17 protein-coding genes are annotated in these 22966 nt (G+C 46.9%); 15 read left to right on the forward strand and 2 right to left on the reverse strand.

Annotated features, from left to right (window positions below; genetic code table 11):
• Positions 1–296 precede the first annotated feature (296 nt).
• From G8759_RS02140 to G8759_RS02155, 4 genes are all read left to right on the forward strand, one after another.
• Positions 297–719 carry a hypothetical protein gene (locus G8759_RS02140; protein ID WP_167204776.1) on the forward strand — a complete coding sequence of 141 codons (423 nt, stop codon included), beginning with the start codon at positions 297–299 and terminating at the stop codon, positions 717–719.
• A 776-nt stretch (positions 720–1495) separates the two neighbouring features.
• The gene (locus G8759_RS02145) at positions 1496–1957 is read left to right on the forward strand and encodes an ABA4-like family protein (RefSeq protein WP_317166755.1); all 462 of its coding nucleotides are present in this window, start codon (positions 1496–1498) and stop codon (positions 1955–1957) included.
• 105 nt (positions 1958–2062) lie between these two features.
• A complete protein-coding gene (locus G8759_RS02150; protein ID WP_167204778.1) occupies positions 2063–3568 on the forward strand; it encodes a S41 family peptidase in 1506 nt (501 codons plus the stop codon).
• A 60-nt stretch (positions 3569–3628) separates the two neighbouring features.
• Positions 3629–4174 carry a 3'-5' exonuclease gene (locus tag G8759_RS02155; protein WP_167204780.1) on the forward strand — a complete coding sequence of 182 codons (546 nt, stop codon included), beginning with the start codon at positions 3629–3631 and terminating at the stop codon, positions 4172–4174.
• Positions 4175–4252: 78 nt separating this feature from the next.
• Here the strand turns inward: G8759_RS02155 and G8759_RS02160 are convergent, their stop codons facing one another.
• Positions 4253–6553 carry a PQQ-dependent sugar dehydrogenase gene (locus G8759_RS02160; RefSeq protein WP_167204782.1) on the reverse strand — a complete coding sequence of 767 codons (2301 nt, stop codon included), beginning with the start codon at positions 6551–6553 and terminating at the stop codon, positions 4253–4255.
• A 367-nt stretch (positions 6554–6920) separates the two neighbouring features.
• Here G8759_RS02160 and G8759_RS02165 point away from each other — a divergent pair, with 367 nt between their 5' ends.
• The 6 genes from G8759_RS02165 to G8759_RS02190 all read left to right on the forward strand — a co-directional run bounded on the left by G8759_RS02165 (position 6921) and on the right by G8759_RS02190 (position 14045).
• Positions 6921–7466: an RNA polymerase sigma factor gene (locus G8759_RS02165; protein WP_167204784.1), complete on the forward strand. Its 546-nt coding sequence runs from the start codon at positions 6921–6923 to the stop codon at positions 7464–7466.
• Positions 7456–8271 carry a HEAT repeat domain-containing protein gene (locus tag G8759_RS02170; protein WP_167204786.1) on the forward strand — a complete coding sequence of 272 codons (816 nt, stop codon included), beginning with the start codon at positions 7456–7458 and terminating at the stop codon, positions 8269–8271. Before G8759_RS02165 ends, G8759_RS02170 begins: the two co-directional genes overlap by 11 nt.
• 37 nt (positions 8272–8308) lie before the next feature.
• A complete protein-coding gene (locus tag G8759_RS02175) occupies positions 8309–9166 on the forward strand; it encodes a DUF4097 family beta strand repeat-containing protein (RefSeq protein ID WP_167204788.1) in 858 nt (285 codons plus the stop codon).
• Between the two features lie 5 nt (positions 9167–9171).
• Positions 9172–10026 carry a DUF4097 family beta strand repeat-containing protein gene (locus tag G8759_RS02180; RefSeq protein WP_167204790.1) on the forward strand — a complete coding sequence of 285 codons (855 nt, stop codon included), beginning with the start codon at positions 9172–9174 and terminating at the stop codon, positions 10024–10026.
• A gap of 428 nt (positions 10027–10454) precedes the next feature.
• On the forward strand, positions 10455–11342 hold the full coding sequence (locus tag G8759_RS02185) for an AraC family transcriptional regulator (RefSeq protein WP_167204792.1): 888 nt from the start codon (positions 10455–10457) through the stop codon (positions 11340–11342).
• A gap of 144 nt (positions 11343–11486) precedes the next feature.
• Positions 11487–14045: a GH116 family glycosyl-hydrolase gene (locus G8759_RS02190; RefSeq protein WP_167204794.1), complete on the forward strand. Its 2559-nt coding sequence runs from the start codon at positions 11487–11489 to the stop codon at positions 14043–14045.
• Between the two features lie 12 nt (positions 14046–14057).
• Here the strand turns inward: G8759_RS02190 and G8759_RS02195 are convergent, their stop codons facing one another.
• On the reverse strand, positions 14058–14945 hold the full coding sequence (locus G8759_RS02195) for a PPK2 family polyphosphate kinase (protein WP_167204796.1): 888 nt from the start codon (positions 14943–14945) through the stop codon (positions 14058–14060).
• Positions 14946–15114: 169 nt separating this feature from the next.
• On the opposite strand from G8759_RS02195, the gene msrA reads away from it, so the two are divergent.
• The 5 genes from msrA (at position 15115) to G8759_RS02220 (ending at position 22891) form a co-directional block, all read left to right on the forward strand.
• Positions 15115–15684 (forward strand): peptide-methionine (S)-S-oxide reductase MsrA, encoded by a 570-nt coding sequence (gene msrA, locus G8759_RS02200; protein WP_167204798.1) that lies wholly within the window; start codon positions 15115–15117, stop codon positions 15682–15684.
• A 1066-nt stretch (positions 15685–16750) separates the two neighbouring features.
• Positions 16751–17074 (forward strand): hypothetical protein, encoded by a 324-nt coding sequence (locus G8759_RS02205; RefSeq protein ID WP_167204800.1) that lies wholly within the window; start codon positions 16751–16753, stop codon positions 17072–17074.
• A 501-nt stretch (positions 17075–17575) separates the two neighbouring features.
• Positions 17576–17773, forward strand: a complete 198-nt coding sequence (locus G8759_RS02210) for a hypothetical protein (RefSeq protein ID WP_167204802.1) — start codon at positions 17576–17578, stop codon at positions 17771–17773.
• 552 nt (positions 17774–18325) lie between these two features.
• A complete protein-coding gene (locus G8759_RS02215) occupies positions 18326–19339 on the forward strand; it encodes a family 43 glycosylhydrolase (RefSeq protein ID WP_232074103.1) in 1014 nt (337 codons plus the stop codon).
• A 204-nt stretch (positions 19340–19543) separates the two neighbouring features.
• Complete coding sequence (locus G8759_RS02220; protein WP_167204804.1) at positions 19544–22891, forward strand: fibronectin type III domain-containing protein; 3348 nt, start codon at positions 19544–19546, stop codon at positions 22889–22891.
• Positions 22892–22966: the final 75 nt, after the last annotated feature.

Raw genomic sequence — 22966 nt, forward strand, 5'->3', positions numbered from 1 at the left:
ATGATATCACTAACAAAAAGCCCCGATCTTGATAGCGCCAAGCCAGATCGGGGCTTTGTCTCCCACCTAAGCCGTATTTTCATAACTGATCTGTTGGTTTGCCCTACTTTCTGGCCCAAAATTTGGAAGATTTGACATCATAAAATGTATTTGCATAAAATGTAAATATGTATGATACTCCGGCGAACCTATGTGAGGATTTAAAAGGAGCCTCTTCCTGGTACCCCGGTCGATTCGTGTCAGGGGAAAACTTAACATCTCCCGCAAGTACAAACTGTAATTAGCGATTAAAGGACATGAAAACTCAAAGAACGATTGGATTTGTGAAAAGTGGGCTTAGCACAAAAATGCTTCTTCTGTTCTGTTTAATCACGTATCTGGGGATACATGAATATGACGGAAAATGGAATTTACCTATACTAGCCTGGCAGGTAATAGGTCTCATGGCTGGTTCGCCATTCATTAAGATTCTTTCAGGATTTGTCATTTTATGCTGGCTTTATCTTTGGGTGATGCTCCTGAAGGAGCGTATCGTGTTTAACACTGGACTAGTCGTTGTTTTTGCCTGTTTATATGCGCTTGCCCTATTTTATGCGTATGACCAAATTGAGGTGTATTCAACGTTAGGTCACCTGAATGTAAACTTCCTGTTGTATGCCTTACCGTTTGCTCTTTTCACCGCTAGTACTGCCCTGTTGTTTAGGAGATTAAAGCAATAATTGAAGACTGTGACCTTACACGATCATTAGGGTTGACAGACTCAAACCTTGTAGGTTTTTTTGGTGTAAAGCAGCTCGAACGGTACAATTCAGTGGGCCAATGGAACATTTGAGCGAAATGTTCCATTGGCCCCGTTTTACTGGTAAAAAGCCAGAGGAACCAGGGTAATAAGTTTAGGTAGATTCATTTACTGGGGAATATCTACCTGATCTTTTAAGCATGCCTTAGCCATATTTTCACACATGTGTGGTTAATACGCTCTACTTTCTTGCCCATAATTTTGAGGATTTGATATCAGAAAAAATATATTTACATTTTATGTAAATATATGAAACTCCGGCGAACCTACCCCGTGAAGAGTACCTTGCCAAACGGCAATCCCTCTTCCAACTCGTGCAGAAAGCAAAGCGTGTGCAACTCAATCCCGATGAACGCCTTGAAAGTAAAGGCTCAACAGGTAAGAGAGCCCATATACAAGGTGCATGCCAGCCTCGTATCAGATTACCTGCGCAGCAAGTTAGGCAACCCAAGAATCCCAGTTATCACCCTGTAAGCGAAAGATCTAAAGTCAAATAAACAAACTGGCTAACTTAGTTATCAAATAGAGATATATAAAAACATATTTGGTCTAATCGATATCATATCAACCTGAGGGATTGCCTCGCTGATCTATTCTAAAGCATATTGGTCTGGGTAATATTTGCTATAAACCATGGGTTAGTTTGAAAAGGGCGTTCAGTCGAATCGAAATTTGATTAGTTTCACTGAACTAAAAATGGCATCCATGACCCCCGAAACAGCCTTTACCTACGCTAATCTCCTTGTTTTGCCCCAATGGCTCTTTATGATCGTGGCTCCGCGTTGGCGGGTTACCCAGATGCTGGCTCGGATGCTCCCTATTCCCATGATACTGGGCGGTATGTACATTTATTACCTGCTTATAGCACCAGTCGCTTCGGGTGGGCCCGGAATTGATTTTGGATCGTTCGGTTCATTGGCTGGTGTACAATCACTTTTTAAAGGACAGAAAGAGATTGTGCTCGGCGGGTGGATTCACTACCTGGCGTTTGATCTGGTTGCGGGTAGTTATGTACTCCGCGATGGACAGAGTCAGGGTATTGCGCATGGATGGCTGATTCCCTGTCTGTTACTGTGTTTTATGCTCGGACCAATTGGCCTGCTTTTATATGGCTTACTGCGTATGTTTCTGGGAAATCGGACCGAAACAAAATTTTAATAAGATATTAAACATTTTTGATTGATTATAGTTGCGCTAAACCCTATCTTCACAGTAGGAAAATTATTAGGGTAGAAAACCCTGCTTTTACCGTAACTGGTGACGATGAAGATTGGCCGACTTCTGTTATTTATGGGCTTGTGGATCGGGCTGGGGTGCTCGATTATGCCCGCACAAACGCTTACTCCTAACCAGGCCCGCACGGACCTTACTTATTTAAAGCGTAAACTCGATTTACTGCATCCGGGCATGGGTTATTATACGCCCAAGCCCCGTATGGAACAGTTGTACGATTCGCTCTACAACGGGCTGACGGCACCAATGAATTATCTGACGTTTTTTCATCATGTCAGTCCGTTTGTCACGGCGCTTAAAGACGGCCATACGAATCTGAATCACCGTAAAAACTTTATCGGGAAAACGACTCGATTCATTCCATTTTATATTCGGCCGGTTGGCGAGCAGTATTTTATCAGTCATAATGTGTCGGCAGATACAAGCCTTCACCGGGGTACTGAATTGATTACGATTAACGGACGCACCGTAGCTGATCTGCATCGCGAACTAATGGAAGCTGATCACTCTGGCTCCGATGGCGACAACCTGACGGGGCGGCAGCAATGGAGTTTGGTTCAATTTGCTGACTATTACGCAGCCTGGTATGGCTCGGCAGACTCCATAGTGATTACCTATCGATTGCCTGCCGATACACTCGTCCGGAAAACACGCCTGAACTGCCTGACACTGGCTAGTTTCCGTTCTACGATTCAGCGCCGTTACCACAACGAGATCGATCGGCGGCCGAATCTTTCGGTACGGATCGTGGACTCGGCTACACGTACGGCTGTCTTGCGGGTATCGACATTTATGGGAATCAAAAAAAATGATCCTTTTCAGTGGGCGTTTAATCGGCGACTCAAGCGGGCTTTTCGGGAGTTAAGAAAAGAAAACATCCAGAATCTGGTGGTCGATATGCAGGGAAATGGTGGCGGTATTGTTTTAAACTCCGCCCGGTTGCTTCGTTACTGGATGCCCAAACCATTTACAATCATGGAGCATGAAGAAATGAAGCGGGCTGCCCGTAATGAACTCATTTCCCGCTGGAATCCATTTGCTGCGCTGAACTTTAGCTTACAATACAAAGCCAATGGTTCCGACGGTTTTGCCAGTCGTTCGTCCCGTCGCTATTATCGTCCCCGAAACCGTACGGCTTTTAAGGGTAATCTGTATTTCATGATGAATGGTGCATCATTTTCAGCGACGACGTCAGTATTGGCCAAAACGCTGGACGCCGGTATGGGAACATTCGTCGGTGAGGCCAGTGGCAGTGCATATTGGGGTGATTTTGCCGGTCATTTCAAGACAATTACCTTGCCTTATTCGCGCATGCAAGTGCGAATTCCGCTCAAAAAACTGACCCATGCTGTAGTGGCCGATCGGGCAAACGGCTTCACCGTCGAACCAGATTTTAGAGTTACGCGTTCTTACGACGATGTAATCACCAATCGGGATTATGTGCTGGAGTATACACTCCGGCTAATTCGTGAAGGTGTTGTGGCTCGGCAGCCTATTCAACCAATTAAGGCCAGACCGTTGCAGGCATCACGCTAATGCCTTACTTTTATACGGTATTCGATTGATCGTAAACCGAATACCGCAAACCGTTTCTGTGTGTATTGTATCGTTGACGTCGAAACTACTGGAGGGGTAAAAGGTCCCACCCGACTTACCGAAATTGCTATCTTCCGCCATGATGGGCTGCAAGTTGTAGACTCGTTTCATTCGCTGGTGAACCCTGAATGCCCGATTCCGCCATTCATTCGTCACTTGACCGGTATTTCCGACGAGATGGTTCAGGAAGCGCCCTTATTTGCCGACATCGCTGAGCAAGTACTTACGATTACGCGGGATGCTGTTTTTGTTGCCCATAATGTAGGGTTTGATTTTAACTTCATCAAAAAGGAACTGGAATGGCTCGGCTATGATTATTTTCGGCGGACGCTTTGTACCGTACGGACAAGCCGAAAAGTTTTTCCAGGATTTCCATCGTACAGCCTTGGGAAACTCTGTAACTCACTCAGCATTCCACTCAATAATCGTCACCGAGCGCAGGGAGATGCAGCCGCTACAGTCCGGCTTTTCGAAATGCTACTCCAACATGATGCCCACGGACTGATTCCCCGCAGTGGTGGTGCCTCCTTGGCAATTCATGATTAATACAATACTAGATCAGGTCGTTATAGAATGGGTTAAATCCATTCCGTAACGACCTGATTCGCAACCAGATCTTCTTGCTTACGGTTTTACTAGTTTTATAACCTGCTTTTGGGTTGGTGTATTGGCCTGTAAGAAGTAAATTCCTGATGACTTTCCTAGTTGTAACGTAGCTCGTTCGGTTGGTGCAGCCTGGTCAATCGTCGTATCGAACAGGCTACGTCCCTGGCTGTCGAGTGTTTGTAAGCGAAGCGATTGACCCGATGCACCACGTACATCAACGTCTACCGATTCGCTCAGAACCGGGTTGCCCAGAACTGTGACTGTTAATGCAGACGGTAATTCGGCACCGAGTCGAGGGCTTCCACTCGTGCAGAATGACAGCCAGTTATACGTAAAACTGGCTTCTCCCGCCGTACCTGCCTGTACCGCTTTGAGCGTTATGGTAGGATTATCGGTGAAAAGTGTAACGGTATATGGCCCCAAGCTGGTGGTGGGCGACAACTCATTGGCAATCGAGAAGGAAATAGGCTGACCTGTCTGGCCTGAGTATTGTGGATTTATACGAACCGAGCGTTGTCCGGCAGTTATGGTAGCACAGTTTACCATCGTTACACCCGTTATGGCAAAAGAACCCGGATTGGGTGTAGCCCCCGGATTGACTGTAAGTGTAAAGGAACTACCGGCGGTGAGACTGCCGGGATCGGTGGCCTTTACGCTTACCGTTGCCACACCCGATGTACTGGGGATGCCACTGATGGTGGCTGGTCCTACAAAATTTAGCCCTGCTGGCAGACCACTCACGCTATACGTCAGCGCCGATGGGGTTTCAGCATCATTGAAAGCATTCGCTGGAATGAGAAAGTTAAAGTTTTGACCAACCGTTGCCGATTGAGGAGGAATAGGCGTTCCTGCTACAGGGGGCGTATTCGGCGTTGACCCGCCCGAACAGGCTGCCAACCAATTGTAGGTAAAGCTTGCTTCGCCAACTGAGCCGGTTTGTACCGCTTTAAGCGTAATCGAGGGGTTGTCTGTGTAGAGTGTTAGGGTATAAGGGCCAGCATTGGTCGTGGGTGATAATTCGTTGGCCACCGAAAACGAAATTGGCTGACCGGTTATACCTTCATATTGTGGAGAGAAGATCACCCTGCGCTGTCCGGCAGTTATGGTGGCGCAGTTTACCATCGTTACACCCGTTATGGCAAAGGCATTAGGGTTGGGAGCGGTATAGATAATCTTATAAAGCGCACCCGCAGAGATACTCAGGAAATACAGATTTCCATCGGGACCTGTCAATATACTCAGCGAATTGCCCGGCAGATTGGTAGCAAAAGGAGCACGACTGGCTGGATTGACGGAAAGGTCCAGCACGTTTATCCAGTTGTTGCAAAAATCCTGATAGAAATACTTGCCAATAAAACTGGCCGGATAGTTCGTGCTCGATGGATTGAAAAAGGTTCCACCCGTAATGGCGCATCCTTTGCCGTCGCCGGTACCATGCGGATAGGCGAAAACCGGGTTGGCGTAAAGTGGGTTTGAGCTTGTTCCTTCCACAGTGGGCCAGCCAAAATTGAGCCCACTCGTAGTAGCATCATTGATTTCCTCCCAGTCGTTTTGACCTACGTCATTTACAAAGATTTTACCACTTACCGGATGAATCGCAATCGTGTAGGGGTTCCGCAAACCATAGGCCCATATTCTCCTTTGAGACGCTGAACCGCTCGGAAACGGATTGTCGGCTGGTGCACTACCATCGGCGTTAATACGGAGTACCTTACCTAAATAGTTGTCCAGCGTCTGTGAATTTGCTGGTGTCGCATTTTCGCCAACGCCTATGTAGAGTTTACCATCTTTGCCGAAGGTCATGGCTCCACCATTATGATTGGATGCGTTACCTAATGGATCTAGATCCAGAATTGCCGTCTCGCTTCCTGGCACAACCACATCGCCATTGGCTACGAATCGGCTAATGCGATTGTGTAGCTGCGGAGCCGGAACAGTATAATATAAATAGATAAAGTGATTACTGGCAAAATTGGGATCAAAGGCCAGGCCGAGTAAGCCTCGTTCACCGGTCGAGTCGACAGTCAGTTTCACAAAAGGAGCGGCCAATAAGCTTCCGTTTTTAATAACGCGTAATGCGCCACCCTGTTGAGTGATAAAAATTCGTCCATCGGGGGCAAAAGCCATAGCGGTAGGAGTATTAATGCCCGTAGCTACTGGAACCTGGCTAAAGTTGGCTGGATACGTTTGCGCCTGTAGAAGGTTTACAGTGCCTAACACCAAAGCCAGAAAAAGTAAAAATTGACTGTTCTGCCTGCACAGCCATACCAGTTTTGAGCATTTAGCAGTACGTTGTAAAAATTTGTAGAAAGTAGTCATAAAGCGTTGTGTTAAAGAGAAATACATTCATTATTTATAGGATCAAACTGTGATTTATTTTACAATGTTTATTAATTTATCGTGTTGTAAATAAATAGTAGTTAAAAGGGCTTTTTGGATGTATGCCTATAACTAAGTTGTTTCGATTCGTATCTCACGTATCATTTAAACGCCACGTTGAGATGCCTGTTAATGCTCTATCGCGGCTTTGATTGTAGCCGATATGCTTCACTTGAAATCACGATTATCAATAAATGCTAAATTTTTTTTCAACTTCCTGTAACCTTTGCTGAAAGGTGCAGTTTCCAGTTCCAAATGCTGTAAATCCACGTCTATCCGGTTGAACGCGCTAACAGATAACTCACTCATGCTCCAGGTAAAGGCGGGCAATCTGGATAAGATGGGCCTACTTTTCGAGCGATACCACCGACCGTTGTTCGGTTTCCTGTTCCATATGACAGGACAGACTGAATCCAGCGAGGATATGGTGCAGACAGTGTTTTATCGGATGTTAAAATATCGTCACACGTTCACTGGCGAAGGGGAGTTTCGAAGCTGGATGTATCATTTGGCCCGGAACGTACTGGCTGACCAGGCGAAACAGAACAAACGTGTGGCGAATCATGCCAACGTCAACGAGATGGCCGAACGAATTGGGGGAGGAATTGATGCTGACGAGCAGTTACAGCAGGAACAGGATCGGGATATGCTCCATAAAGCACTGGCCAGGCTAAATGAAGACCATCGCGAAGTGTTGATTTTGAGTCGATTCCAGGAATTAAAGTACGAAGAAATTGCCCGCGTGCTGAATATAACGGAAGGTGCCGTAAAGGTGAGGGTCTATCGGGCTATGAATGAATTGAAGCGTATTTATTTAACAATTGAAACTGGTCGAAAAGCACATGAACTGTAAAAATGCCAATGAGCAATTTACCGAGTGGCTGAGTAACCAGTTACCGGAAGCCGAACGGCTGGAACTGGAAGCACACATGATCGGATGTCCTGATTGTCAACAGGAAGCCGATTCAATGCAGCAACTCTGGCAGCAGATGGGCACATTGCCCGTACCTGAACCCAGTGAACGAATGCGTGTTCAGTTCAATAGGATGCTTGATACGTATAAAGACACCATTAAAGCTGAGCAACCAACCTGGCTGGAACGTTTTATCGAGCAACTGCGCACGCTTTTGACGCCACAGGGAGCCTTACGACTGGCTTATAGCCTCGCACTGATCGGAATCGGGATTGGGGCTGGGTATTGGTTCCAGGATAAACCAACCGTTGCTTCTCAACAGCAGATCGACTCGCTGTCGTTGCAGGTTCAGGAGATGCGCCAGATGATGCTCCTGTCATTGATTGAAAACCCATCGGCCTCTGAACGGCTGCGGGCAGTGAGCTATACGGACGAAATCAATCAGGCCGATGAACGTGTAGTAGAAGCGCTGTTAACGACGCTCAATAACGACCCGAACGTGAATGTGCGTCTAGTGACACTCGAAGCACTGGCTAAACTGGCCGATGATTCGAAGGTTCGTCAGGGACTGGTGCAGTCGCTGACCCAGCAGGATTCTCCGCTTGTACAGGTGGCGCTGGCCGATGTGATGGTAAAACTGCAAGAGAAAAAGTCGATAAAACCGCTTCGTCAAATGCTTCGTCAGGAACATCTGAACGACCTGGTTAAAACTAAAATTCAGGAAAGTATCAAAGCCTTATCGTAAGGTAGTCCAGTAAATACCCTAAATCAAAAATCAGATCATGAAACTATTTCTCATCCCCTGTTTAGCGGGATTGGTGCTCGCTTGTGCCCAATCGCCGGTCAGTGCCCAGGAATTTAAGGAGCATGTTACGAAAGAGTTTGCGGCTCCAAACGGTGGTACACTGGTCATCTACAACATTAACGGGTTTATTAAGGTCGAAGGGTATTCTGGCGACAAGGTTGTGCTGGACATCGACAAAACAATTAAAGCAAAAGACAAAGACGTGCTGGAAACGGGCAAAAAAGAGTTTAAGCTTGAATTTGAGCAAAAAGGTGACAGCATTATTGCGTACATCGCTGAACCGTTCGATTCCCGGCCAAATCGTAACTGGCGCGACAGAGATCATGACCGTCGTATCCATTATGACTTTACGCTCGATTTCACGATCAAGATCCCTTACAAAATGAATCTGCACGCGTCGACAATTAATCGGGGCAACGTAGATGTGAAAGATGTTGGTGGCTCACTGAAAGCAAACAATGTAAACGGTGCCATTGGCATCGTGAACGCCAAAGGAGCTACGGATGTACACACAATCAATGGCGATGTGGTAATCAACTACCTGGCTAGCCCCCCCGATAAGTCATCGTATTATACGCTGAATGGCAACATTCGGGTTAGCTACCCCGCTAATCTTTCTGCTGATCTACAGTTTAAAAGCTTTCAGGGGGAATTCTATACGGATTTTCCCGACGCCGAAATCTTGCCAGTGCAGGTCACCAAAAATCAGGAACGACGGGGCGAAACCACCGTATATAAGCTCAATAAGAATACTGCCATCCGGATTGGCAGTGGGGGAAAAACATTCCGGTTTGAGACGTTCAATGGTAACATTTACATTAAAAAACAATCCTGACTACAATGACTACAATTAAGTTTTTAATAAACAGTTTATTGCTTCTGTTCATGTTCTGGGCTTCTCCGCTGGCCGCCCAGAGCGATGTAAAGGAGCAGATTGTCGTGCCACTAAGTGACCCGGCAAAGCCTGCCTTTCTGAATGTGGGTTTAGTAAATGGCTCAATCCGGGTGGTTGGCGGTACGGGTAAAGATATCGTGATCGACGCAGTTGCCGCTTCTCGCCGGAGCGATCGGGAACGAGACCGGGAAAGAGAAGAGAGGGCAGACGCCAACTCGAACGGAATGAAGCGAATTTCCAGCGGAGCGGGCATGGAGGTTAGTGCCGAAGAAAAAGATAACCATGTTAAGGTTAGCTCTGATTCTTGGAAACGTTCAGTTGATTTGACCATTAAAGTGCCACAACGCTGTTCTTTGAAACTGAACACAGTGAATAATGGCGAAATTACAGTTGAAAACGTGACCGGAACCCTGGAAGTTACGAACGTGAATGGCGCGATCCAGCTCACAAATATATCGGGTTCGGCGGTAGCCAATACGGTAAATGGTAATCTCACGGCTGCCTTTAAGACGCTCGATTCAGATACACCGATGGCTTTTTCAACCTTGAATGGCAATGTCGACGTTACCTTCCCGGCTAATGCGAAGGCGTCGGTCAAGCTAAAATCTGATCGGGGCGACATCTTCAGCGATTTCGATATCGATGTGGATAAGAGCCAGCCCAAGGGAACCCGTAGCGAAAAAAATGGTATGTACCGGGTAACGGTAGAAGACTGGGTTAAGGGGAAAATTAATGGTGGTGGCCCCGAAATGATGATGAAAAATATGCACGGAAATATTTATATCCGTAAGGCGAAATAAATAGCTATAAATCCCAACGCCCGATCGTCACCGATTCCATTACGTTAAGCAATGGAATCGGTGACGATCGGGCGTTGGCTATGGGCACAAAAAAAGAAAGTCGCCACGCAAGCAGGTGGGACTTTCTGGTTAAAACCTATGATGGTACACTCTAATTAATTGGGAGCCTGTCAGTCCTTACTGTTGTCCAGACAGAAAATAAGTAGCTTCAACTTCTATAATGAATAATTTACAGACTAAACGATAAATAGTCTGGTAATTGATCTAGAGATAAATAGCTCTATCAACTCTAAATGATGAACCATTACTGTATAATACTACAAAGGAATAGTATTTTTTTAAGAGATAGTTTCATTAAATTAGCTACTTTTACCATTAAATTAACAATTGACGCTGGTAGTGTATCATCAGGTGGTTAATTCATAGGTATGAGGCCGCAATTATTAAAAGTCCCCTTGTCATCCGAATGCTCGTTTAGTATTCGGCAGGATGTGGTGCCGTATTTCTATAATCGTTGGCATTATCATCCTGAAATTGAACTGGTGCATCTTGAAAAGGGGAGAGGCACACAGTTTGTAGGCGATAATATTCAAAACTTTCAGGAAGGAGATGTATTGTTGATCGGGTCAAACCTGCCTCACTACTGGCGGTGCGACCCCGTTTATTTTGACAATCAGGTGGGCTTGGTTGCTCAGGCGACCGTTGTGCATTTTCGCGATAATTTTTGGGGTGATACTTTTCTCCAATTACCTGAAAATCGGTTGATTGCTCAGTTTTTGGAAAAGTCAAGACAAGGAATTCGGTTGCATGGGCAGACGAAGGAGGAAACGAAACGATTGCTGGCTCGAATGCTTGCTGAGAAATGTCCCACCCAGATCGGCACCACCCGAATTATTTCACTGATTCAGGTGCTGTCAATGCTGGCGCAATCAACTGAAATAGAATTGCTTTCTACAGTCGATTATCCGAATCATTTCGACGATGCCGATACCGATCGGATCAATCAAATCTATGCCTATTCGATTGCTCATTTTCGGCGGAAGATTTCACTGGATGAAATTGCCAAAGTTGCCAACATGAGCCCAAATTCATTTTGCCGTTATTTCAAATCCCGCAGTCGCAAATCATACTCGCATTTTTTGCTGGAACTGCGGGTGCAACATGCCTGCAAACTACTTATTGAAGGCCGGCTAAGCATTGCCCAGGTTTGTTACGAAAGCGGCTTCAATCAGTTTTCGGGCTTCAATAAATATTTCAAGCTAATAACGGGTAAAAGCCCGATGCACTATCAAAAGGCATTTGGTGAAGCAGGCTGATGATTACCACAAAGTCCACAAAATACCACATGATAACGCCATAAAGAAGTGCCCGATCAACCGATTGTGGCCAATTGCCGACTCTTTTTACTGCTGGTTTTCCGTTGCTTTTATCGCCTAAACTTTAGAAGGTTCTGTAAGAAAATGAAAAAACTCGTCCTCCTGATTCTATTGATGTCCGAGTTGAATGGGCTGGCACAGACCAATGTTTGGAAACCGCAAACCTGGCCTGTATTAAAACGCTACGATCAGCAACATCTCACTCGGATTGCATTGCCATTAGGTGGTATAGGTACTGGTACTGTATCGCTCGGTGGGCGCGGGCAATTGCAGGATTGGGAAATTATGAACCGGCCAGCAAAGGGCTATAGTACTGTTCTGACGGGCAATACCGCTCCATTCTTTGCGATTCATCTGCTGGAGGAAAAGAAAACCAGAGCGCTGCTGGGGCCGCTCGAAGCCCACGAGTACCAACACATGGAAGGGCGTCCAGTTGATCATCATGGCTTGCCACGTTTTGCGAAAGCCAGTTTTGAGACGGCTTATCCCTTTGGCCAGGTTAGTCTAAGCGATCCTGCTATGCCCGTTTCCGTGCAGATCAAGGGTTTCAACCCACTCATTCCGGCCGATGCGAATGCCAGTGGTTTACCCATTGCGGTGCTAACGTATCAAGTGACAAATACTGGCAATCAGCCTTTAACGGTATCCGTATGTGGTTCCATGCACAATTTTATTGGGCGCGATGGCAGCAAAACCAATAAGTCATGGAAAGGTGAATTGGAACCACAGGGCGCTCAAAAAAATCGGAACCAGTTTCGGCAGGGAAATGGCTTTCAGGGAATCTATCTGTACTCCGATGGTGTCGATAAGGCAGACCCTGCTTGGGGAACAGTTGCCCTAACAACGGCAGAGCCTCGGGGTGTCAGCTATCGCACGTCATCGGTATCGAACGCCTGGGAAAATGCACTACTCGATTTCTGGGATGACTTTAGCGATGATGGCAGGCTAACCGAAAAGACTGCTTCGGCGGATGAAGACCCGATGGCTTCGCTGGCGGTGCAAAAGAAAATAGAGCCAAACAAAACAGAAACATTTACCTTTTTTCTGACCTGGCATTTCCCCAATCGGTTTGCCTGGTCACGCGAGCGGGTAGGGAATTTTTATACGACCCAATACGCCGATGCCTGGGCAGTTGCTGACAAGACCATACAATTCATTCCAGCACTTGAGCAGAAAACAATAGCATTCGTTCAGGCACTCCTGCAAAGCGATTACCCGGCAGAGGTGAAGGAGGCTGCTCTGTTCAATTTAAGTACGCTTCGATCTCAAACCGTATTTCGTACTGACGATGGCCGACTATTTGGGTGGGAAGGCGTTATGGATGACATTGGTTCCTGTCATGGGTCGTGTACGCACGTCTGGAACTACGAGCAGGCTACGGCCTTTTTGTTCGGTGATCTGGCCAGAACCATGCGTGATGTCGAGTTTAATTATGCCCTCGACACAACCGGTTTGATGAGTTTTCGGGTAGGGTTGCCATTGAAACCCGGTTTTGGTGGCGGAGTTGCGGCCGCCGATGGGCAAATGGGGACAATAATGAAGTTCTACCGTGACTGGCAGCTATCGGGTGATATGAATTTTCTGACCAGAAACTGGCCAAATGTAAAACGGACGCTGGCCTTTGCCTGGGTGCCGGGAGGTTGGGATGCCGACAAGGACGGTGTTATGGAAGGAGCGCAGCACAACACGATGGATGTGGAGTATTTTGGACCAAATCCACAGATGCAGTTCTGGTATCTTGGTGCACTGAAGGCCGCTTCAAAGATGGCCGAAGCCATGAAGGACATTGCTTTTGCCAAAACCTGCGATCAGATTTTCAGAATCGGAAGCGCCTGGACCGATGCGAACCTGTTTAACGGCGACTATTACGAACAGCAGGTAATTCCTCCGGCGGGTCAGTTAATCGCCAAAGGCACTTTTTCCGGATTTAATAAAATACAACAGGAAGATCCGGCGTATCAGTTGGCCAAGGGCTGTCTGGTCGATCAATTGGTTGGCCAGTTTATGGCTCACGTCTGTGATTTAGGCTATCTGGTGAAGCCAGAACACGTGCAGGCCACCCTGCAATCGATTCTGAAGTATAATTACCGGTCATCCATGACCGACCACTTCAATAATATGCGTTCATACGCTCTGGGCGATGAAGCTGCTCTATTGATGGCCAGCTGGCCCAAAGGACGCCCAAAAGTACCATTTCCGTATTTTGCCGAGGTTATGACTGGCTTTGAATACACGGCTGCTATTGGCATGCTTTATGAAAACCAGACCGAATCGGGTTTGCGCTGCATTCGTAACATTCGGAATCGGTTTGACGGGAGCAAACGGAATCCGTTCGACGAAGCCGAATGTGGTCATCATTATGCACGAGCCATGGTGAGCTGGGCGTCAACGCTGGCGTTGAGCGGCTTTCATTATTCGGGGATAAGCCAGATGATGAGCTTCACTGATCAGGAAGGCACTTATTTCTGGTCGAATGGATACGCCTGGGGTACGTGCGCCAAGAAAAAAGCAGGAAATCAAGTGCAGGTAACGCTCCATGTGATGCACGGAGCGTTACCGTTGAAAATGCTACAGGTCGGCAAAAAATCTGTCAATGCCAGGTCTTTGAAAGAAGGCGAATTATTTACTGCAACGGTCAACTAGTTCACTCAATCCCTAATTATTCTGCTTCTGGATGACTGGAATTAGTTTCTGCAACTCCTTGAAGCGGGCTTCGTCGGGTGCCGGATCCGCAATGGGAAGCTTTTTTAATTCATCGATCAAAATGCTGCCGACGATCAGGCGCATGTTCTTTTTGTCGTCGGCAGGAATGACGTACCAGGGCGAATTATCGGTGGCTGTTTCATTGATGCACGTTTCGTATGCATCCTGATAATCGTCCCAGAAATCCCTTTCCTTAACATCGCCCTCTTCAAATTTCCAGTTTTTTTCTGGATCCTGAATCCGGGCGATGAGTCGATCTGCCTGTTCTTTTTTGGAAATATGCAGGTAAAATTTAACGGTCGGAAAACCATTTCGATACAAGTACTTTTCCATATCGCGAATGGCCTCAAATCGTTGCTTGAACAATTTGTCTATGTCAGCAGTGGCTTTTTCAGGTAGACGCTGACTTTGGGTTAAAATTTCCGGATGAACCTTCGTTACCAGCACTTCTTCGTAATACGAGCGATTAAAAATTCCGATTGTACCTCGCTCAGGAAGATCACGCCAGCTGCGCCATAGAAAATCATGGTCTAGTTCCTGATCGGTTGGGCGTTTGAACGACGATATATGCACACCTACTGGGTTCGTGCCCGTAAAAACGTGCTGAATGGTGCCATCTTTACCGGCAGCGTCAAGCGCCTGAAAGACAACAATTAGCCCATAATGATTATGAATGTACATACGCTCCTGCCATTTATCAATTTCTTCGGCCTGCTGGCGGAGCAACGCCTGATAATGAACGTCATCTTCGTAAAGATCATCAACTTTAGTTGGGGCTTTTTTAATCTTGAACGGTTTGTCGCCGTCGTAGCGGAAGCGGTCGGTATCTAAATCTTTCACAGGATATGGGCGCAAACTTTACGCGAGTCAGTTACGTTACTAATACAGCTAACAACCAGAATTTCATGTAATGGTTGTCAGCTATTTCTACAACTGGTGTTGCCTGGCCAAATATACCTGCGAGAGCAGCTATACGCAAAGCCAACAGCCTTGATTAAGCACCCTACGTATGACAACAAATCAATCAAAGAACCTCGAAAAAGCTACATTTGGTACGGGCTGTTTCTGGTGTACAGAAGCGATGTATAATTCGCTGGATGGCGTTATTTCTGCCATTTCGGGGTATGAAGGCGGTCCCAAACCTAATCCGACCTATAAAGAAGTCTGCACCGGAACAACTGGTCACGCTGAATGCGTTGAGGTTACGTTCGATCCATCGAAAATCACCTATCAGGAGTTGCTGGAAGCGTTCTTCCGCAGTCATGATCCAACCACACTGAACCGTCAGGGCGCCGATGTTGGAACGCAGTATCGCTCGGTAATTTTCTACCATAACGATGTGCAGAAACAATTGGCCGAAACGGCTAAAGCCGAGTTGAACAAAGCCGAGGCTTACGCTAATCCGATCGTAACGGAAATTAGCCCAGCCAGCACGTTTTATGAAGCTGAAGCGTATCATCAAAACTACTTCGTCAAAAACCCGGATCAGGGTTATTGTGCGTTTGTGATCGCTCCTAAACTCGATAAGTTCAAAAAAGTGTTTAAGGAGAAATTGAAAGCACAAAATACACTCGTATAAACGAATAGTAAACTTTAAAACGTCCATAGAGATGATCTGTGGACGTTTTTTCTTTTGTTCACCAAAATAGATCACTGATTCATTTTGTTCTAATTTTTGCCCCCGATCCGATCTACATCCTCCGATGTACAGATTAGGCAACCTACAGGAACGGAAGCCCTCTGCAGGATAGGCACCAGTACCAGTAGTAGTGATTATTAAATTGTGCTTATCTGGACTTCTATCCATTTATTCGGCATAATTGAGTACTTTCAAATCGATGCAATGCTCAAATTACGCCGGATGTCGGCTTGTTCTTTCGGACTCATGGTAATGACAAGTTAAAGAATCGAATCGATTACATGTCAACCGAAGTCCTGATTTCCACAAGGTATTGGTTGAACAGAAACGATTCCACAGAGTGGCTTTTCCAGAGTTGTTCTATTGGTCACTCATCGGGATCATTGGCTCCAAAATAGTATAAGAGAGTAGCTCATCAGTCTAAGCTTACAGCCACACGATGATCATTAATAGCATCCAGGCAGCAAGTGTCATCACGTTCGTCTATAATTGGCGGATGAAACCCAAACCAGATAGGGCTTACCGACCTCGAGTAATGTCTTTATTGAGATTAGATTGTAAGAATTGACAGGATACTACACTTTATTGGCTAGCGATGAAACACCTTCTCTATATCTTCCTGTTGCTTCCCATACGGAGCCTGGGCCAGCCCAAATACATCTCTCTGGTTCGTTTCGATACCTTGATTTGTCAATACACCATCTCTATTCAGATCTCCCTCACATTCTTCCTATCCGTGATGGTAGGAACGATAGGGAGACTTCTTTACCAATAAGTTCCTTAGCTACTAAGGAGATATGGATTTATGCATTGACTTATTAAATCGCGCCAGTTCAGTACTGGCTGCTGGAGCCGCAACCCTATTACATAATAATTAAAAAAAGTGACTCCGTGCTTTTCAAGTACTCTAAATAGGTGAAATAAGGCCTTCATTCATGAAATGGATGGCTAAAACTGGCAGGGACAAGAGTAGCCAGTTGCAACGAATCACCTATCGAGTTACACTATGAAAAGTTGGTATACGCCAATAAACGGAGTCCGAAACGAATACGGCACCCGTCAGATTGGCATCAGGCAGGACTTCATCGGCAAACAGCTCTTTTCGATCAAGATATTTGAGCAAATCCCCGGCCGTGAGCTCGATTCAAAAGAAGGCTATAACAAAGTGCTTATCAAGGCTGTTCTTATGCCCTTTACTTATGTGTTGATGCTCTCCGAAGAGTTTCAACGGCAGACACCTGCTGAATTGATCTGGACATATGTGGCCCAGAAAGTGGTTCACGAAATACGATACGCAGGGTTAGGTGAGCACTTGATCTCTAGTTCATAGAAAATCCAATACCTTACTATGGTCCCCCACAACAGGCACATTAGAGATCCTGCACTCATCAAAAATTATGCAGAGTCAGTCAAGGCGGTAATAAATCGAATAATTGGCCAGGCGATACCAGTAGCTTTATAGAGCAGTAGTCCGTAACGGGTTTCGTGTAATTCGCCCCTCCTGATGTATCATTTCCCCTCATTTACGCTTCTTGAGAAGATACCAGACAGCAATTACTGTCAGCACTAGCCCGGCAAGAGGTATTAGAAAACTGCCTTTATAAATTACCCCGTAATAATCTCCAGGAAGCGGTTCCTCGTCTATTGTTACATTCATAGATTAGACATTTAGGCTGGTAAACACCTCTAGTTATCCATTCCGCCGATCACATGCAATCCACTTTACTTTCCGGTTACGGGTATAAAGACGTCCGGTTACCAATGTAATGCACCGATTGACTATTCGTTAATAATTTCCTATTCTTACCAACCGCATACAAGTACCATCGGAATGAACGTGACTGATTACGTAACCTACCCGTTCCTTACTTACTTAGATCCCCAATTAATCGATCTGCCTGCCGATTTCTTTCAGTATACTCAGATTGGGTTAGATGAACGAAGTACGTTTGTACACATTGCCATTGAATGCTCATCCGAAGGCTGGCAGTGGTACCAACAGGTAACGAAAGAATATAATAGGGTGTAATAAATTTTTATGGGCTCAACGTTGAGCCGATTGGTTACTTACAGGTTCGCCCAGCCATTGCCTCCTAAGTGCAGAAAAGGTCAACGTATGCGGGAAACGTTCGGTGCAGAGAGCATTAACTCCCGATGGGTATGTACCTCTTGGTAAGTAATTGTTAGAGCGGCTATACCCTGTAGCTGGGCACGGTCCTTTTCTGGGTCTAAATGGCTTAAAAAGCTGGGTTAGACGTGAACGCCCGGTTTCGATGAGATCGGGCGTTCATATATCCGTTCGTTTTTTAGTCGATGCATGCTGTGTTTCATTGTGCAGGTCACTAGTCGGACTCGTTTTGTTTAGGCATTAGCTCTTTCGCGACATTCATCCTTATTCAGGGAGCCATCCAGAAATCAACCATCTAGCCGAGATTCACTGTTTTATTTACATTTATAGTTGGTTTGATCTACGCATTTTTTAACGACTATGAGCTTGGGGCCTGGAGTTACTGGTCAATTCATTAACCCGTATGTCGAACCCTTAGACCTTTGACCCAAAAACTGGTTACAATAATACAGTATGAAACAATATCGATTTATAGTGCCGATTGGCCTTAGCCTTCTTCTGATGTTGAGTAGCGGCTGGCTGCATCCAAATGTCGTTGATGAAAAAGAACCTCGCAAGATGATGTACGGCGATCGCTCCCGACTGGGCCGACCGTATGCCAAAGATCCGCACGTGGTAAAATTCAAAGGCCGTTATCTGATGTATTTTTCGGTACCGGCCTATACTGATTCGAACGGGGTAAAACAGGGTTGGGGCATTGGCATTGCGGAAAGCCGGAATCTGATCGACTGGCAAAAAATTGCGGAAATTCCGCCCGTTGCCGACTATGAAAGAGCGGGCATCTGCGCGCCCGGTGCTTTGCTGAAGGATGGACAAGTCCACCTGTTTTACCAGACATACGGGGGAGGGCCTAAAGATGCCATCTGCCATGCATGGTCGGAAGATGGCATCCACTTCAAGCGCAATGAAACAAACCCAATTTTCCGCCCGACGGGTTTGTGGAACTGCGGTCGGGCGATTGATGCCGAAGTGTATCGGTTTAAAAACCAGTATTTTCTCTACTTTGCTACCCGTGATCCGGCGTATAAAACCCAGATTCTGGGCGTAGCTGCAACCCCGTTGACAACCTCCTTTAATCGGAACGAATGGAAACAACTCTCCATCGACGGCCCGATTCTAAAGCCGGAACTCGCCTGGGAAGGCGAGTGTATTGAAGGCGCTTCGGTGATCGAGCGCCAGGGAGAGCTAGTGATGTTTTATGCGGGTGCCTACAATAACTGGCCGCAGCAGATCGGCATCGCACACAGTAAGGACGGCCTGCACTGGGAGCGAATGCAGACAGAACCTTTTCTGAAAAATGGTATGCCGGGCAGTTGGAATGCCAGTGAATCGGGTCACCCGCACATTTTTGAAGACCATAACCGACAAACCTATTTATTTTATCAGGGCAATAATGATAAAGGCCGCACCTGGCTATTATCCAATGAAAAACTGACCTGGCAGGGAGCCCTCCCGCTCCTACAGTAGATTAACGTGAATGGTGGTTATAGATGTTGTTACGACAATTGGACTTGGTTTCGGTGCTTTTGGCGGGGCGGCCATTGCGGTCTCTTTCATCGCAATGGCCTGGTTGGTCAGGGAACGTCAATCACAGCATGGAATGTGCGCTCATCAATCAGTAAAATAGACTTAGCCTAACCTGTAAAATTAACTTCATTTTTGTCAAAATTTATGAATCGAATCTTTACCGGTATTCTCAGTTGGTTGCTCTTGTCTGTCTTTAGTAGCCAAATGCAGGCACAAACGTCTCCAGCTTTACAACCGCAATGCGGTACGGAGGACCTCACTCCACAACAGATACGCGCACTGGTGCAACAGGGTAACTTGGCCCTGGAACGCAAACGAGCCTCGGGAGCGGCCTTCACTGCCATCACTTATATGCCCATTCGACCTCACATCCTTCGCCAAAGTGATGGCTCTGGCGGCTTTTCACTGGCCAATTTAAATCAGGCCATGGCGATTACCAATAGTTACTACCTCTCAAATGGCTATGGTATTCAATTCTACTTCGCCGGTACCACACCTGATTACATCGACAATGATGCGTTGTTCAGCAGCTTCCCATATCCTGAAGGGTCAGCGGTAGACGGTCGGGACGCGACCAATGCGATGAACCAATATTATGTAAATCGGTTTTCAACCTCAACTGTAGGCGGATTCGCTTATTATCCCGCCAATGCCACCTACTCAACCCGTTCATTTATCATGACCGGCGTGGTCGGGCCAATTGAGGATGTGGGCAATCGGGTGATGCCGCATGAATTAGGCCATAACTTTAACCTCTACCATACGTTTGGCAATAATAATGGAAATGCAACTACAACTGAGCTAGTCACGCGAGGAGCCGGAGCCAACTGCGCGACCGATGGTGATTTAATCTGTGATACCCCCGCCGATCCCTACAATAAGGTAGGCGCTTACCTGACTACTGGAACGGGTTGTCCTCAATACGATCCAAACAGCACCGCCCGCGATGCTAACGGAGAACCCTACTCGCCCTCGATCACCAATATCATGTCGTACTATTATCCCTGTACGCATGACTTTACTCCCGGTCAGTATGATCGGATGCAGGCAGGCTTAGCCCTCCGCCAGACCCATACCGCTTACTCGCTCGATGCCCCACCCACCGATGTCCCGGCGCCCAGTAACTTACGCATCAGCCTGAATGGCTCTTTAGTGACCTTGACCTGGCAGGACAATGCGACGAATGAAATGGGCTATTTCATCGAACGCTCTCCATCGCCTACTACGGGATTTATTCCCATTTGGGGTGTAGAGCCGAATGCCACAACCTTCACCGATACGCGCGCTACAGCACCAAACCACTATTATTATCGGGTACGTCCCTCGAATACAACGACGGGCAGTCTTAGTTCACTAATTGATGTCACCCTGTCAGGGTTAACCACATCTATCACTGGAACTACCGCCCTCTTAAACTGGCCTGCCGCCGGTGCGGGTGCTACTTATGAAGTACAGTGGCGGGTTGTGGATAGCCCGACCTGGAATACAATCCCCAATCTGATAGAAAACAGGGTGAGTATTTACGGATTAGCCCCCAACACCACCTATGAATGGCGGGTCAGAACGACGGGTAGTGATAACTATGAGGGGCCTATTAGTTTCAGCATACCCTGTCAGGTACCCGCCTATCCATATTCGTACCCGGCCCGTGCATCGGCCAATCTCAGTTGGAGCACGTCAGTTCCCGGCCAGACCTATAGCCTGCGCTGGCGTGCGGTAGGCGATCCAAACTGGACTGTCGTCCCTAATTTGGGATCGACTACAGGATACTATTCGTTAACGGGCTTACAGCCTTCAACCGCCTACGAATGGCAGGTGCAGGGCGTCTGTTCACCAACGGTGAGTTCTGACTTTACGACACTCCAGACCTTTTCAACCTTATCCTGTCTGGCACCTTCCTCCTTACAGGTATCCAATGTATTGTCTTCCTCAGCATACCTATACTGGTCACTCAACTATTACGAAACAGGTCGTACGACTGAGCTTAGGTATCGAGCGGTGGGAACAACCGACTGGACAGTGGTCAGTAGCTTAACCACGACGGCTTATTCTGTGAGTGGATTGACCAATAACACCCTATACGAATGGCAGGCGAAGAGTTTTTGTCTCGGTGGGCAACAGTCTGATTTTTCGGCATCCAATTACTTTACCACTGTATGTGCTATCCCTCAAGGTCTCAACAACAATACAACGGCTACAGCTACCCGCTTATCCTGGTACATCAATGGGAGTGCCGAGCCAGGCAATACCTACGAGCTCCAGTATCGAGCCGTGGGTAGCGGGGTATGGAGCACGATCAGTAATCTGGGTGTTACCAATTATAGCTTAACGGGTCTTCCCACCAATGTGACTTACGAGTGGCGGGTCCGCCAGGCGTGTTCAGCGAATGCTCAATCGGAGTACTCGGCAATGGCTAGCTTCACCACCCGGTGTAATCCTGTCACGACGAGTAATGCCTATGTCTCCTATGTTACCTCATCATCGGCCCAGTTCTTCTGGTATGTAAGTAATGAAGCTGGTACCACCTACGAAATCAGGTATCGTCCTCTGGGTTCTTCCAATTGGACAACCACCGTCAGCAACCTGACGGCCACCACGACAGGCGGTAGTTTTGATGCAACTGGTTTACCCAACAATACCACCTTTGAGTGGCAAATCAGAACGACCTGCTCGCCTTCGGTTAGCTCGGACTTCACGAGTGGGCCTTACTTTACGACCCAATGCCGAACGCCGGTAGGACTCAGCCTTTATTCCGCCACCGTTACAGGCGCATCGCTGAGCTGGAACCCCATGGGAATTGGGGTTACCTATGATCTGCGATACCGGCGGACAGGTACCACCGACTGGACAGAGATGAACAATCTGTCTACGAACTATAGTGCACTCAGTAGCCTCTTAAGTGGTACTGGTTATGAGTGGCAGGTGCGGACAAAATGCCCGGATGGGCAATATTCGGGCTACTCGGCGATCGCTAGTTTTGTGACGTATCCATGTGGTATCCCAGGTTCGGGTACGTACGATATAACCGAAAATTCAGCGACACTGGGCTGGTATTTTTTTAATGGGGCCAGTGATACACGCGCCGAAATCCGCTGGCGTTCCGTAGGAGCTACAGACTGGACGACAGTTAGTAGTCTTACCATTAGTACCAATAATCTGAGTACCTATAGCTTAACGAATTTAGCTAGCTCGACTCAATACGAATGGCAAGTGAGAGCACTGTGCTCGCCGACTGAAAGTTCCGCCTTTTCAAGTTCAATAGCCTTTCAGACCAAAGCAGCCTGTGAACAGATGTATACCGTTAAAAGCGGTTACTGGAACGATTTGAGCGTTTGGTCCTGTGGCCGTGCGCCAATGGCTACGGATAGCGTGCATCTGAAGCATGCGGTTATCATTCCTCAAAGTTATCTGGCCGCGGTTCGCCGTATTATTTACGACGTTTCGGTTCCTGTAACATGGATGAGTGGGGCTCGTTTACTACTAAATCAGTAAGGGTTAGAGTCAGGTAAGTCATTATCGTAAGAAGACGTAAGGTAGACCACTAGATAATTCGGTTCGAACACTTAA

Origin of the sequence: Spirosoma aureum (genome assembly GCF_011604685.1) — a bacterium.
Taxonomy (GTDB): domain Bacteria; phylum Bacteroidota; class Bacteroidia; order Cytophagales; family Spirosomataceae; genus Spirosoma; species Spirosoma aureum.

Coding starts and splice junctions, on each gene's coding strand:
- G8759_RS02210 (WP_167204802.1), top strand. CDS start 17,576: ATGAACGTGACTGATTACGTAACCTACCCGTTCCTTACTTACTTAGAT.
- G8759_RS02185 (WP_167204792.1), top strand. CDS start 10,455: ATGAGGCCGCAATTATTAAAAGTCCCCTTGTCATCCGAATGCTCGTTT.
- G8759_RS02165 (WP_167204784.1), top strand. CDS start 6,921: ATGCTCCAGGTAAAGGCGGGCAATCTGGATAAGATGGGCCTACTTTTC.
- G8759_RS02150 (WP_167204778.1), top strand. CDS start 2,063: ATGAAGATTGGCCGACTTCTGTTATTTATGGGCTTGTGGATCGGGCTG.
- msrA (WP_167204798.1), top strand. CDS start 15,115: ATGACAACAAATCAATCAAAGAACCTCGAAAAAGCTACATTTGGTACG.
- G8759_RS02175 (WP_167204788.1), top strand. CDS start 8,309: ATGAAACTATTTCTCATCCCCTGTTTAGCGGGATTGGTGCTCGCTTGT.
- G8759_RS02160 (WP_167204782.1), bottom strand. CDS start 6,553: ATGACTACTTTCTACAAATTTTTACAACGTACTGCTAAATGCTCAAAA.
- G8759_RS02190 (WP_167204794.1), top strand. CDS start 11,487: ATGAAAAAACTCGTCCTCCTGATTCTATTGATGTCCGAGTTGAATGGG.
- G8759_RS02220 (WP_167204804.1), top strand. CDS start 19,544: ATGAATCGAATCTTTACCGGTATTCTCAGTTGGTTGCTCTTGTCTGTC.
- G8759_RS02205 (WP_167204800.1), top strand. CDS start 16,751: ATGAAAAGTTGGTATACGCCAATAAACGGAGTCCGAAACGAATACGGC.
- G8759_RS02140 (WP_167204776.1), top strand. CDS start 297: ATGAAAACTCAAAGAACGATTGGATTTGTGAAAAGTGGGCTTAGCACA.
- G8759_RS02215 (WP_232074103.1), top strand. CDS start 18,326: ATGAAACAATATCGATTTATAGTGCCGATTGGCCTTAGCCTTCTTCTG.
- G8759_RS02170 (WP_167204786.1), top strand. CDS start 7,456: ATGAACTGTAAAAATGCCAATGAGCAATTTACCGAGTGGCTGAGTAAC.
- G8759_RS02180 (WP_167204790.1), top strand. CDS start 9,172: ATGACTACAATTAAGTTTTTAATAAACAGTTTATTGCTTCTGTTCATG.
- G8759_RS02145 (WP_317166755.1), top strand. CDS start 1,496: ATGGCATCCATGACCCCCGAAACAGCCTTTACCTACGCTAATCTCCTT.